The sequence below is a fragment of the Nitrospirota bacterium genome (assembly GCA_037386965.1).
In the GTDB taxonomy this organism is placed as follows: Bacteria; Nitrospirota; Thermodesulfovibrionia; order Thermodesulfovibrionales; family JdFR-86; genus JARRLN01.
This window is the reverse complement of sequence record JARRLN010000017.1, coordinates 14,913-27,093: the sequence shown is the minus strand read 5'-3', so window position 1 is coordinate 27,093 and position 12,181 is coordinate 14,913. Positions and strand designations below refer to the sequence as shown.

Annotated in this window: 13 protein-coding genes; 5 read left to right on the top strand and 8 right to left on the bottom strand. The window is 63.4% G+C overall.

Going from position 1 to position 12,181, the window contains the following annotated elements; translation table 11 throughout:
- Both P8Y39_03915 and P8Y39_03910 read left to right on the top strand, forming a co-directional pair.
- On the top strand, positions 1 to 353 hold a 353-nt coding region (locus P8Y39_03915; GenBank protein ID MEJ2191482.1), incomplete at its 5' end, for an endonuclease III domain-containing protein.
- A gap of 56 nt (positions 354 to 409) precedes the next feature.
- The gene (locus P8Y39_03910) at positions 410 to 829 is read left to right on the top strand and encodes a universal stress protein (protein ID MEJ2191481.1); all 420 of its coding nucleotides are present in this window, start codon (positions 410 to 412) and stop codon (positions 827 to 829) included.
- Here P8Y39_03910 and P8Y39_03905 read toward each other — a convergent pair.
- Positions 801 to 1,703, bottom strand: coding sequence for a complex I NDUFA9 subunit family protein (locus tag P8Y39_03905; protein ID MEJ2191480.1), 903 nt, complete (start codon positions 1,701 to 1,703; stop codon positions 801 to 803). The two genes, P8Y39_03910 and P8Y39_03905, sit on opposite strands and share 29 nt — an antisense overlap.
- 209 nt (positions 1,704 to 1,912) lie before the next feature.
- Between P8Y39_03905 and P8Y39_03900 the strand changes: the two genes are divergently transcribed.
- The gene (locus P8Y39_03900) at positions 1,913 to 2,557 is read left to right on the top strand and encodes a class I SAM-dependent methyltransferase (protein MEJ2191479.1); all 645 of its coding nucleotides are present in this window, start codon (positions 1,913 to 1,915) and stop codon (positions 2,555 to 2,557) included.
- Positions 2,558 to 2,718: 161 nt separating this feature from the next.
- Complete coding sequence (locus tag P8Y39_03895; protein ID MEJ2191478.1) at positions 2,719 to 3,072, top strand: hypothetical protein; 354 nt, start codon at positions 2,719 to 2,721, stop codon at positions 3,070 to 3,072.
- On the opposite strand, the gene P8Y39_03890 is transcribed toward P8Y39_03895, so the two are convergent.
- From P8Y39_03890 to P8Y39_03860, 7 genes are all read right to left on the bottom strand, one after another.
- Positions 3,069 to 3,560 carry a hypothetical protein gene (locus P8Y39_03890; protein ID MEJ2191477.1) on the bottom strand — a complete coding sequence of 164 codons (492 nt, stop codon included), beginning with the start codon at positions 3,558 to 3,560 and terminating at the stop codon, positions 3,069 to 3,071. The genes P8Y39_03895 and P8Y39_03890 overlap by 4 nt on opposite strands.
- A 243-nt stretch (positions 3,561 to 3,803) precedes the next feature.
- Entirely contained in the window at positions 3,804 to 5,102 is a 1,299-nt protein-coding gene (locus tag P8Y39_03885) for a sigma-54 dependent transcriptional regulator (GenBank protein ID MEJ2191476.1), read from the bottom strand.
- 7 nt (positions 5,103 to 5,109) lie between these two features.
- On the bottom strand, positions 5,110 to 5,589 hold the full coding sequence (locus P8Y39_03880; protein MEJ2191475.1) for a spore coat U domain-containing protein: 480 nt from the start codon (positions 5,587 to 5,589) through the stop codon (positions 5,110 to 5,112).
- Positions 5,586 to 8,348, bottom strand: coding sequence for a fimbria/pilus outer membrane usher protein (locus tag P8Y39_03875; protein MEJ2191474.1), 2,763 nt, complete (start codon positions 8,346 to 8,348; stop codon positions 5,586 to 5,588). Before P8Y39_03875 ends, P8Y39_03880 begins: the two co-directional genes overlap by 4 nt.
- A 133-nt stretch (positions 8,349 to 8,481) precedes the next feature.
- On the bottom strand, positions 8,482 to 9,261 hold the full coding sequence (locus P8Y39_03870) for a fimbria/pilus periplasmic chaperone (protein MEJ2191473.1): 780 nt from the start codon (positions 9,259 to 9,261) through the stop codon (positions 8,482 to 8,484).
- A 50-nt stretch (positions 9,262 to 9,311) separates the two neighbouring features.
- A complete protein-coding gene (locus P8Y39_03865; GenBank protein ID MEJ2191472.1) occupies positions 9,312 to 9,875 on the bottom strand; it encodes a hypothetical protein in 564 nt (187 codons plus the stop codon).
- A 69-nt stretch (positions 9,876 to 9,944) separates the two neighbouring features.
- Positions 9,945 to 10,400 (bottom strand): spore coat protein U domain-containing protein, encoded by a 456-nt coding sequence (locus tag P8Y39_03860; protein MEJ2191471.1) that lies wholly within the window; start codon positions 10,398 to 10,400, stop codon positions 9,945 to 9,947.
- 348 nt (positions 10,401 to 10,748) lie between these two features.
- On the opposite strand from P8Y39_03860, the gene P8Y39_03855 reads away from it, so the two are divergent.
- On the top strand, positions 10,749 to 12,089 hold the full coding sequence (locus P8Y39_03855) for a ferredoxin reductase family protein (protein ID MEJ2191470.1): 1,341 nt from the start codon (positions 10,749 to 10,751) through the stop codon (positions 12,087 to 12,089).
- The last annotated feature ends 92 nt before the right edge of the window (positions 12,090 to 12,181 follow it).

Below are 12,181 nucleotides of genomic sequence, written 5' to 3'. Positions count from 1 at the left end.
CAATGCGCCGCGCAGAGACCGGACGGCTCAGGGAACAGCTCCTGGCGGTTCACGGAGTGGGCGAGGAGACGGCAGACAGCATCCTGCTGTACGCCCTGGAGAAACCCGTCTTCGTCGTGGACGCCTACACCCGGCGGGTCCTCTCCCGCCATCGCATCATGGATTACGCCGAGCCCTACGGGACGTTTCAGGCCCTCTTCCACGGGCTTTTCGCCCGGGGCGGCGCGGGCCCCCGGGGCTGGGACACGGTGCCGTTTTTCAACGAGTTTCACGCGCTGTTCGTGCAGGTGGGGAAGGACCGCTGCCGTCCCCGCGAGCCGCGCTGCCGCGGCTGTGCGCTCGAGAAAGCCTGAACGGCGGCCGGAACGGCTTTCCTATACAATAGAAGTATTCAACGACGGGAGGACATATGAAAAAAATCCTTGTGGCCCACGACGGCTCGAAGCTCTCGGACAAGGCGCTCAAGCGGGCCGTGGAGATAGCCGTGGCGATGAGCTCTTCTCTCACCGTGCTCTCAGTCATACCGGAGCTCTATCTGACGGAGCTCTCCGACATCGACCGCGGGCGCATCGTGGAGGCCCTGACCGAGGAGACGAAGACGGCCATGGAGAAGGTGCGCATCTCCCTGGCCAGCAAGCCCGTCGAGGCCAAGACCATCATCCGCCAGGGCCCGGCCGCCGAGAAGATACTGGAGACCGCCCAGAAGATGAAGGTCGACCTCCTGGTCGTGGGCTCCCACGGGCGGCACGGCGCACGGAAGTTCCTCCTGGGCAGCGTCTCCTCGAAGGTCGTGGACCACGCTACCTGTCCCGTCCTCGTGGTGAAATGAAAACGGCCAGGGCCTCGCGGAAGGGCTTCGGGTCGAACCCGAAGTTCTTCTTCACCGCGTCCGGGTCCGTGATATTGTCCATCTGAAGGAGCGCGAGCTGCTCGGAGGTGGCCAGAGCAAGCGGCGTTTTCTCAAACACCTTCACCCCCAGGCGGGCCAGGCCCGAGGGGATGTGAAGCAGGTCCTTCCGTACACCCATGGCCTCGGCCACGGCCTGAACCATCTCGTTAAAGGTCAGGTGCTCGGGGCCGCCCAACTCATAGGTCTTCCCCAGGGCGCCGGGGTTGTTCACGATATCGAGAAAACAGGTTCCCCAGTCCTCCACGAACAGCGGCTGAAACTTCGCCTCCCCCCGCCCGGGAATGGGAATCATGGGACCCGGGGACTTGATGAGCTTCACGAGCGTCCGCGTGAACCCGTCGCCCTCCCCCACCACCAGGGACGGCCTGAATATGGTATAGGGGAAGCCGGAGGCCTTCACCTTCTCCTCGGCCAGGGCCTTGGTCTTCTGGTACGGGGAGTCCGAATGGAGGTCGGCCCCGAGGGCGCTCTGGTAAAAGAAATGCTTCACCCCGGCTTGGGCGGCCTCCTCCAAGAGGTTCCCGCAGCCCTCCACGTGGATGCGCCGGTAGGTCGCCCCGTCCTTCTCCTGGAGGATGCCCACCAGGTTGACCACCATCTCCGCCCCCCGCATGCTCCCCCGGAGGGACTCGCGGTCCATGACATCGCCCGCGGCCGTCTCGAAGCCCAGCTCCTCGGCCTTCCGGGCGCTGGCGGGCTTTCTCGCCAGGCACCGGGCCTCGATGCCCTTCTCCTTGAGCCTCGTGAGAAGATGCGTCCCTATGAACCCCGTGGCCCCGGCTATGAAGATCATGGCGCCCCCTTTCGCTGTCTCTCACAATTATCGAGGAATGTCCTCCCGGCGTCAAGGGCGCCTTCCCCGGGACACATCGGAAGAAGCGGATTCAGGTTGAATCGATGCCGGGATGAAGCCAAGTCCCGCGATTACGAAACCGGCCCGCGCCGGGTGCGCGAATCCCCGGAGGACTGCGCTTCTTCCGTTAAGGTCGTATAATTCATCTTATGGCGCTCCGCAAGGACGAAATCGCCGACCTTTACCGAAAGCGCGCGGGCGCCTACGACCTCAGTGCAAACCTCTACTACCTCATCGGCTTCAGGGAAATGCACTACCGAAGGAAAGCCGTTTCGCTTCTGGACCTCAAGGGCGGTGACACGGTCGTGGACCTGGGCTGCGGCACGGGCCTGAACTTCGGGCTCCTCAGGAAGGCCGTCGGCCCGGAGGGCAGGGTCATCGGGGTGGACCTGACGCCGGAGATGCTCGAGAGGGCCGAGAAGCGCATCAGGCGAAACGGATGGGGAAATGTCGCACTGGTACAAGGCGACGCCTCCGACTACAGGTTCCCCGAAGCAGTGCGCGGCATCGTCTCCAGCTTCGCCATCACCCTCATGCCCGAGTACGACCGGATAATCCGCCGGGGCGCGGAGGCCCTTGTGCGGGGTGGACGCTTCGTCGTGCTGGACTTCAAGAGGCCCGAGACGTGGCCGGAATGGCTCGTCAGAGCCTTCGTGTTCATCACCAGCCCCTTCGGCGTCACCCTGGACCTGGCGGAGCGAAAGCCCTGGGAATCCATAAACCGCTACTTGAGACCCATGGCATTTAAGGAGGTCTACTTCGGCAGCGTGTACATCTCGGTGGGAGAGAAATAGGGCCTCACTGTTAATCGAAGGCTATGTGGAAACTGGGGCGTTTCCTGCATCTCGCTCCCTCGCCCGGCGCAGAGCCCAGCCGCACACACGAGCCCGTGTCCTTGACCCTCCGGGCACCCCGTGATAGCATCGGGCATATCGATATGCGGAGGTGGTAGAAGATGTTGACGCTGGCCGCTTTTCTTTTCGCTCTGGCGGCCCTGGGCGGGGCCACCCTGGCCTACCTGCACATGAGCGGCAAGCACGTCCCCGTCGTCCTGGCCCTGGGCCATGGAGTTGTGGCGGCCTCGGGGCTGGTTCTCTTTATCGTGGGGCTTGCACAGGTGCAGGCGGGAGGGTTGGCCATCTTCTCCCTCATCCTGTTCGTTCTGGCGGCCTTCGGCGGGCTGACCCTCTTTTCCGCTCACCTCAAGAAACGAAAGCTTCCCGTCAGGCTCATCTTTCTGCACGCCGGGGCGGCGCTGACCGCCTTCGTCCTGCTCCTGATATCCCTGGCGCTGGGGAGCACCCCCTAATAGGTTTCCGCACGCAGGGACAGGGGCCAGCTGTACGTCCCGGGTGCGACGTTCTGGGCCAGGTAGAACCTGAACCCCAGCTCCTTCGTCTCCCCGTCTTTCCCCCCCTGATAGGGCATGTGGACCAGGCCGCCCCCGCTTGCCAGCTCCACCTCCCGGCCGCCTTCGATGAGGACGATGCGGCTGAAGGGACCACCCATGCTCTGGACGTTCAGGACATAGCCCGCCGGGGTATTGGCCCTGACCCGGTACACGGTGGCCGCGCTGACAAGGACGTACCCCCTCTGGATGTCCTCCTCCGTCACCTGCACCACTGCCACTTGCCGCTGAACGTCCATTGAAACATGGGCGAGCACATAGGCGCTGACCCTGACCCTGAGGCTCCGGGTTCCCTGGGCAAAGGCCGCCTCAGCCAGGAAGAGAACACTCAGCGCCAGAAGCACCGCGCTTACTGCCTTCGTCTCTTTGGTCGCCCACTGTTTCATCATCCTTCTCCTTTCCAGTCTATACCATCTGAAGCGATTTCCATACCAGCATATAACTCTTTGTTGTATAAAGATATTTATGGGACGGGAGAGAAGAGGTGGGCGCTTTCGGCGCAGAAGGAAGGCTGGGCGAGAGACGCAGGAGCCGCAGCAAGCCGATTTTCAGCTATTTATCAAAGGCTTGGGAAAAGGAAGCGGAAAAGATTCGGGTGTGCGCTTTTCGCCCGGTGTGCGGATATGGCATATTCAGGAGAGGGAATACTTCTGCATCTTTCTGAGGAGGGCCCGCCTGCTGATGTGGAGTTTTCTGGCGGCGTGGGTCCTGTTGCTCCCCGAAAGCCGCAGGGCCAGAGCGATGTGCTCCTTGATGACGGAGTCCAGGGAATCCACTTCCGCGGAGGGCTTCGGCGGCCGGCCCTCCCGCAGCAAAGGAGGCAGGTCCTCAAGTCGTATGAAGCTCTCCGAGGTGACCATGGCCGCCTGCTCGATGACGTTCTCCAGCTCCCTGACGTTTCCCGGCCAGTCATAGGCCATGATGGCGGCCTGTGCAGGCCGCGAGATGCCCCGGATGTTCCTCCCGGTCCTCCGGTTGAACCGGTCAAGGAGCTCCCGGCTCAGAAGCGGAATGTCGTCCTTGCGCTCCCTCAGGGCGGGCACGTGAACGACGACGGGGGTCAGGCGGTAGTACAGGTCGTCCCGGAACCTGCCGGCCCGGACCTCCTCTTTGAGGTCCTTGTTCGTAGCGGCTATGACCCTGCACGCGGCCCTCAGGGAGAGGTTGCTTCCCACGGGCCGGAACTCCCCGCTTTCCAGGACCCGGAGAAAGCCGGGCTGGAAGGACAGGGGCATGTCCCCGATCTCGTCGAGAAAGATGTTCCCCTCCCCGGCGGCCTCGAAGAGGCCCTTCTTGTCCGAGAAAGCGCCGGTAAAGGCCCCCCGCTTGTAGCCGAACAGTTCGCTCTCAAGGAGGGTCTCGGTAAGCCCGCCGCAATTCAGGGCCACGAAGGGTTTCCCCGGGGAGCCCAGCTCATGCAGCGCCTGGGCGATGCACTCCTTGCCGGTGCCCGTCTCGCCGGTGATGAGGACCGTCTTATAGTACGGCGCGACGCGCCGGATGAAGGAGAACATCTCCAGCATCTTGGGGTTCCTGCCCACCACGGGCCGCGAGAGGGTGTACTTGTCGTGAAGCTCCTTTTCGAGCTTGCCGGTCTCCTTCCTCAGGGCAAACTCCTCGTCCACCTGCTTGATGACCGCAGCCAGCCGACCCGCGTCCGGAGGCCGGGTGAAATGGGCCGTAGCCCCTTCGGTGACGGCCCGAAGCTCCTCCCCTTCCCGTCCGAAGAGGATGATGGAAATCCGGGGGTCCGCCTCCCGGAGCGCCCTGGCCACGGCGGGCTCGCCCTCGACCAGGACAAGGTGATACTCGCCGTCCCTGACGTTTTCCACCAGCGGACGGTCCGGCATGGGCGCGCTGACGTCATGGCCGTTCATGAGAGAGGCCATCGCACCGTTTTCACCATTGAGAGCGTTCAGTATCTTGAGCATTTTCCCCCTACCACATGATGGTAACGGTTACGGTATCCCTGTACACGCCCACCCTCAGGAGCTGCCCCTGGGGAACCCTCCCGTAGACGTTCAGGTTTACCACCGGGACCTGCTGCCAGTTGTTCTGCACCAGGACCGTAAAGGTGCCCGGCGAGCCGTCTCCCCATATCTCCGTACTCCCAGCGTCCCGGTAAAGGTTATAGTTCATCAGGTCCCCCGCCGTGGGCCCCGTCATCTGCCGGGGGTTGAACCCCGAGGTCCCGGAGCCCGGCCCCATGGAGACTTCCAGCCTTGCCACGCCCCGGTCGCACTGAAGCGAGATGGCGGGCCCCGAAAACAGAAGGTCCGCCGCCGAGAGGTAACTGTAGTTGCCGAAGTTGATGGGTGAGGTGGAAAGCGTGCACGTCTGGGGAGGGACGGCCCACGCCCTTCCCATCGCAAGCAGAACCGCCATGCATATGACCGCTGTAACGCTCGCCCTTTTCATGACGTCACACCCCGTTCTTGCTGGCATTTCATTGTTTCCGGCCCGTTCCCATACAACAAAAACGGCTCTTCCCCTTCCGGCTGAAAGACGACCCGGAGAACGGCCAGCGCAGCATGCCCTTGACCACAAAGCCCGTCCCGGGCCTCCCGTCTCCAGGGGATAAAGCTCGCCCGAGGGAAGCCCCGCGCCACGAGATACTCCTCCGCAACGTCCGCGCCCGGGCGCGCGCCGTCCCCACAGGCCTGAACGGCAACCTTCAGGTCCCCGCTATGGCGCAGAACCCTGGCCATCCTCCTGAGGGCCAAAGGCATGTCATGGCTCGGACTGAAGCCACGCGCCGGAATGTCAAGGCAGAGGGCCATGCCCACGTAATAGGCGGGAGCCTCGGGGGCCTCGGGAGCCGCCGCATCCGGGGATGCCGCCGCCTCCGGGGATGCCGCTTCAGAGGCAGGTTCTTTGGGGGACTCATCGGGCGCCGCCGTGCCTCCTGCGCCGGAGGCGGGCCGGGCGTCCTTCTCTCCCACAACCACGGTGCCCAGGTCGATAAAGACGTCCTCCGTCTCGGGCACGGTCAGGGAGAACGCATACACGCGCCCCTTGTACCTCAGCGACGCCTTGTACGTCCCCGGCGGCACGTTCTCCACGTAGAACTCCCCGTCCCTTCCGGTGGGGAATTCCACCTGCTTGTCCCCCACCTGGACAGTGACGTCGTAGAACTCCAGAGGCACGGTGCCCCGGGCGGTTTCCACGGCGAGGAACCCCGTCACGGCCTGGAACTTCTCTACCCGAAACGAAAGGAGCGTCCCGCTTCGGTAAGGCGGAGAGACGTTGCGCTCTTCCTCCCCGATGTCGTAGTCCATGGGGATGTCCTCGTTCCTGATGGATACCTGGGTGTCCACATAGGAGCCCAGGTCGGGTACGAAAAGCCTGCCCCCCTCATCCGTGGTGCCGACGTCCTGGTTGTTGACCTCCACGTGTACGCCCTCAAGCGTGCCCACCTTCACCAGCCCGAAGCTGTCCCGCACCGGACGGGTCACGCCCACCTCTCCTCCCACGTAAACCAGGGCTCCGGAAAGCGCGAGCCTGTAAGAGTGAAAGTCGCCGTTCTCGGTCTCGGTAAGCAGGGCACTGCCCTGGAGCACCCCGTGCCGGCCGTTGTACTGCACGTACGGGTCGGTCGTGTAGAACTCCTCCCCCTCCACCTCGCGCCTCTGGACCGAGGCCCGGTAGCTCAGGCCCTCGCCGAAGGGGACGTTCCTCTGGACCTCGAGGCGCTGCGCGTTGCGGTCCTCCCCCAGCTCGGTCTCGAAGCTCACGTGCGTGCCGTTGAAAAGATGGGAGACCCCGACAAAGAAGGTGTAGGACGACTCGGTCCCCGGCAGCCCGTCTCGCTCCTGGACGTAATCGAGCCTCGCGGTAAGGTAGGTGTTCCGTCCGGGCAGGGGCCGGGTGTAGGCGGCGGCGAAGGCGGACCGGCCGTTGCCCTGGAAGGTCTCGAGGTCGGAGTAGCCGAAGGTCAGGTTGCCTTGCCGCCAGAGGTTGAACCCCAGCCCCGCGGAGAAGCTGTAGCGGGGTTTGTCGAGCTCCGAGCCGAAGGGAACGGCGTACGCACGGGTGAAGCCGGCCAGGGAGAAGCGCCCGCTCACAGTGCGTCCCACGTAGGAGTATCTGAGCAGGCCGGCCACGCCCCACTGGCCGCTGCCGCGGCTCGCGGAGGCCGAGACATCCGCAATGCCGAAGTGTCCGAGAAGGACCTTGGCCCTGGGGGAAAGCCTGTAGACGTCCCCGGCGGCTTCGGCGCTGTAGCCCAGCGTGAGGGTCCGGGTCAGGCCCACACGGTGGAAAGCGGAGAAGGCCACGCCCCCGTAGTCGGAGCTTTCCAGGCCGAAATTCCGCCTCAGAATGCCCAGGTTGTAACTGTATTCATGGACCCCGGGCTTCAGGAGCTCGCGGGTGAAATAGACGGGCTGCACGATTGTCCTTTCCCTGCCGAAGGGGTCCCGGAGGACCACCTCCACGGTGCTCGCTCCCTCGGTGGAGGAGATGTTCTTGAGGTGAAACTCGCCGGGGGAGAACCTGTCGGTGAGGATGCGGCGCCCGTCGACGGAGACCTCCAGCTCCGAGGGAAGCTCCACGGAGCCCTCCAGGGCGGGCCGCGGATACGTGACGAAGTAGGGGTCGATGCTGAACTCCTTGGAGAAGCTCACCCCGCCCATGTTCAGGCCGAGCCGGAAGTCTCCGGGCGTCGTGATGAAGTCCCCGGTGACGAGCCTCCGGCTGCTTCCGCGCCAGTCATATACCAGCCTGCTCAGGAGCCTGACGAACCTGTCCTCCTGGTCGCTGTGGGTGTACAGGCTGTCGGTAAGGGCCAGGACGCCGCGGGCCCGAAGGCCGAGCTGGTTGGTCAGGGCAAAGACGTCCGCGTGGGGGCCCGTGCTGTCCGTGTAGCTTAGAGCGTAGTTCAGGAAGGCGCTGGTGTCCTCGGGATAGTAGACCGTCCCGGGAGACCCCCGGGCAAAATCCACCGTCTGCTCCGGCAGAAGGCTCGGTGAGGCCGTGAGCGCAAGGGTGAGGGTCCGCTCGTCGAAGTCGTACCGGACGCCCTTGAGCCCGTTCAAGGAGACGTAACGCTCCCCCTCCACGCTCAGCGTGCCGCCCCTTATCTCTCTAAGACCCATGGCCTTCAAGTCCTCCACCCTGACCAGAAAATCTCCATCCTCCATGAGGACGAAGAACTCGCCCTTGGGCTCCCGGTTCACGGAAACCGACAGAACCGCCACCTCCCGGGCCAGACACGCGAGGGGGCCGGCAAATAACAGGAAGAGGAGAACGCTCGATATCCATACCTTCTTCGCTCTTTCCGGGCCCCTGAAACATCCAACGAGATGGGCCCTAACGGGGGCACCCCGTGCCGTCCACATCGACCTTCCTTCTCATTTCGACCCTGTCGGTCTTGACCTTGACCTCAAGACCCGCGATTTCCTTGCATTCCTCCGTGTCTATGGACGTCTGGTAGCTCCTCTCCGCCCCGCTCAGGAGATACCACCCGCTGAGCTCCCGCGAAAACACCTCCTCGCCCTGCGCTCCCACGCCCGTCACCTCTATGGAGGTAATCATGAAATGGACGTTCCCGCTGTCTGCGACGGTCACCCTAAGCTTCCCGTCCTTCAGGGAGACCTCTTTTATGTCGCCTGCGACCGCCTCCTTGGCCGGTGCGACGAAGACGGGCACGCCGAACCTCAGGGCCACCGTCACGTTGAAGCCTTCGGAGTCTTTTTTTCTCTGGGGAATCTCCTCCACGAAGAGCCTGTAGGTTTTCTCCACGGCCCCGGCGGGCGCGTTGACGCCCACCCGGATAAGCCTCTTTTCCCCCGGTCCGAGAACCATGACCTTGGGAAAGAAGACCAGCTCGTCGGTCTCGGCGTACTGGTCCTTGCCGCGGGCGTCCTGCGTCCAGCGGACCGCGCTGACCTGAAGGCGGACGCTCTCGGTCCCTTCGTTGATGAGGTTGACCGTGCCGCTCCTTTTGTTCTTGTCCAGGTCCACCCGGACGGGGGTCACCCTGAACTGGGCGGCATAGGCCGCCTGCCCCAGGACGCCCAGGAAGAAAAGAACGCAAAGGGCCATGGTCCCGAACCTGTGCCCTCCCCGGAGACTTCTTTTCAGAGCCACTCTGCTTTTGCCCTCCTTTGTTGGGAGGCCCGGAAAAGGCCGCCCCGCATTCATCGCTCTATGACGATGAAGACCGTGTCTTCATACGCTCCCGCTAAAACGTTCTCGTAGTCCCTGCCCGAGATGTGCCCGCTCACTCTGAGAACGCCGTCCCCTTCCTCCCCGGGGATGGTCCCCGGCTCGGGCGTCAGCCCGATGACGTAGGGGATGCTCTCCATGGGCATCTCCGTATGCGTGAGAAAGCTCGTGGCCTCTTGCTCCTGCGCGCCACCCTCCGCCGATTCGATGAAGAAGGAAGCCGGACCCGTCACGCCCGTACAGACATAGGAGACCCGGGAGTCGGCACTGACGTCCATGGGGCTTGCGGGGTCCAGGGGACCGAAGGTCAGAGCCGCCCCGCTGATGGAAAACGAACAGGACGACTGCCTTGCGACAAAGGCGGTCACCTCCACCCTGTGGGTCTTCTGCCCCCTTCCCACCGTGGGAAGTACAAGGAGAAGGAGAAGAATCACCAGGACCGGAAGGAGCATCCGCATGCCTTCGCCGGCCGGAGAGGGCCCCCAGGCGGCCCTGCGGCCCCTCCGGAAAGTCCCTATCCTTTTCAACCCTTTCATGGCCCTTCGTTTCCCTTTCAAAAGAGAGGGGAGACCTTCCGGACCCCCCTCCCCTTTCGGCTCCTCCGGTTAGTACGTGATGGTGAATACGATGGTGTCAGAGTATGCCCCCGCGGGCTTGCTCTGTGCGCCATTTGCCGGTACCTGGGCGGCGAGGTTCATCGGGGTCTCGTCAACACCCGAGCCGACAAGCGGACCGGCATTATACGTGAACGTGTAGGGGATCAAGTTGCCGCTGCCGTCGGTCATCTGCGGAGCGCCGGCAATGTCGTTGGCACCCGCGTCGTCCGTGATGGTATAGCTCAGTCCGTTGGTGCAGTTGATGGTGGGCTGGGTCACCACGCCCACCACCACGGGATGGGCGGCGGAGGTCAGGTTGCCGAAGGCAATGGACCCCCCGCTGATGGTGCACATGCCCAGCACAGTGGCACTGACAGGCACGTTGCCCTGCGTCTGGAAGGACATGGCCGGGGCCGCCCAGGCCACCAGGGCCACGATAACCAGAATCAAAACCGTTTTTCTCATTTCATCAACCTCCTTTTCTCGTCCGCTGCGATTCAAAAACCCTTTCTGGCCCCGAAGAAGCAAATTCAGTACCAAAGGCAGCGGAACGACCCTAACATCTTGTTTATCCAGAATAAACTTCGTTTGGGTGCTTTGGCACACCTTCTCGCTGACCGGAGGGAGCTGGAAACAATTGACAAACTGTCCATGACAAAAACTGTCATCTTACACAGGCCCGATGGGCCGAATGCGGCTTTTCACACACTCCGAAATGTCCGGGACTGGCAAGGCGAAAGGACCGGCCGGGGCGAGCGTTTGACAGCCCCCGGCTTCCATGCTAAAGGGGAAGAAACGCCGGCGAAGTTTCTCATGAGCCATGAGAGGGGGGGACTTGTGGGTGCCGCTCTTTCAAGAATAGTTCCGTACGCCCTTCTTGTCCTGGCCGCCCCGACCCTGGCCCTCATTGTCGAGCCCTCTTCGGAGAAGGCCTTCGTCGTGGAAATGGCCAAGGGCCTCGCCCTCATGGCCTTCGTCGTCCTGATGCTCCAGCCCATCCTGGCGGCCCGGATAAAATGGATGGAGCGCCCCTTCGGTTATGACATCGTCATCCGGTTTCACAAGTTCATGGCCGTCCTGGCGGCCTGCGTGCTGGTCGCCCACCCCCTGCTGCTCACCCTGGGCATCGGGGCCAAGGTCCTCGTGGGCGTCACGGTGCCCTGGCCCGTCTGGCTCGGGCGGGCGACCCTCCTGCTGGTGCTCTTCAACGTGCTGGTGAGCGCCTTTCAGCGGAGGCTTCGCATCGCGTTTGAGCGCTGGCGCGCCCTGCACGGCATCCTGGGCCCGGCCATCCTGGTGTTCATCTTCACCCACAGCATGCTCCTGGGAGACGACCTTCAGAGCAACGACGCCCTCCGCACCCTCTGGATTGTCCTCCTCGTGGCGTCGTTGTCGGTCTTTATCTACCACACCATGTTGAGGCCCATCAGGCTCGCTCCGTACAGGGTCAGCCAGGTCATCGAGGAAGCCCCGAAGGTCTGGACCGTGAAGATGACCCCGCCTGAGGGGGGACGGATATACGATTACGCACCCGGACAGTTTCACTTCGTCACGTTTCACCGCAGGGAGGGGCTTCCGGAGGAAGAGCACCACTGGACCGTCTCCTCGAGCCCGACGGAGCGCGGGTACGTCAGCTCCACCATAAAGGCCCTGGGGGACTTCACCTCCACCATCGGGCAGACCAGGCCCGGCGACACCGCCACCGTGCAGGGGGCCTTCGGCAGGTTCTCCTACGTGTTTCACCCCGGGGAGAAGGACCTCGTTTTCATCGCAGGCGGCATCGGTGTGACCCCCCTTATGAGCATGCTCCGCCACATGCGGGACACGAAGGCCGACCGGGACGTCCTTTTTCTCTATGCCAACAGAACCTGGGATTCCGCCGTCTTCAGGGAGGAGCTGGCGGAGATGGAAAAGGCGGAGCACCCCCGCCTCACCCTGGTCCACGTGCTCCGGGACCCGCCGGAGGGCTGGCGAGGGGAGCAGGGGCACATCACGGAGGAGATGATAAGGAAATACGCCGGCGAAAACCCGGCCGGAAAGGGTTTTTACGTCTGCGGCCCGCCCGGCCTGTTAAAGGCCGCCATAGGGAACCTCACGGCGATGGGCGTGCGGGACGGGCAGATTCACATGGAAATATTCTCTTTCCTCGATTAGGGTGAGGCCGTGCGGATAACGAAACTCAGGAAAGTCCTCTACGCCCTGGCGGCGGTCCTCCTGGCGGCGGACCTTCTTTTCGCTGTTATCAG

Excerpts from the sequence above, each read along its gene's own strand:
- P8Y39_03910 (MEJ2191481.1), top strand. The coding sequence starts at position 410 with ATGAAAAAAATCCTTGTGGCCCACGACGGCTCGAAGCTCTCGGACAAG.
- P8Y39_03905 (MEJ2191480.1), bottom strand. The coding sequence starts at position 1,703 with ATGATCTTCATAGCCGGGGCCACGGGGTTCATAGGGACGCATCTTCTC.
- P8Y39_03900 (MEJ2191479.1), top strand. The coding sequence starts at position 1,913 with ATGGCGCTCCGCAAGGACGAAATCGCCGACCTTTACCGAAAGCGCGCG.
- P8Y39_03895 (MEJ2191478.1), top strand. The coding sequence starts at position 2,719 with ATGTTGACGCTGGCCGCTTTTCTTTTCGCTCTGGCGGCCCTGGGCGGG.
- P8Y39_03890 (MEJ2191477.1), bottom strand. The coding sequence starts at position 3,560 with ATGATGAAACAGTGGGCGACCAAAGAGACGAAGGCAGTAAGCGCGGTG.
- P8Y39_03885 (MEJ2191476.1), bottom strand. The coding sequence starts at position 5,102 with ATGCTCAAGATACTGAACGCTCTCAATGGTGAAAACGGTGCGATGGCC.
- P8Y39_03880 (MEJ2191475.1), bottom strand. The coding sequence starts at position 5,589 with ATGAAAAGGGCGAGCGTTACAGCGGTCATATGCATGGCGGTTCTGCTT.
- P8Y39_03865 (MEJ2191472.1), bottom strand. The coding sequence starts at position 9,875 with ATGAAAGGGTTGAAAAGGATAGGGACTTTCCGGAGGGGCCGCAGGGCC.
- P8Y39_03860 (MEJ2191471.1), bottom strand. The coding sequence starts at position 10,400 with ATGAGAAAAACGGTTTTGATTCTGGTTATCGTGGCCCTGGTGGCCTGG.
- P8Y39_03855 (MEJ2191470.1), top strand. The coding sequence starts at position 10,749 with ATGAGCCATGAGAGGGGGGGACTTGTGGGTGCCGCTCTTTCAAGAATA.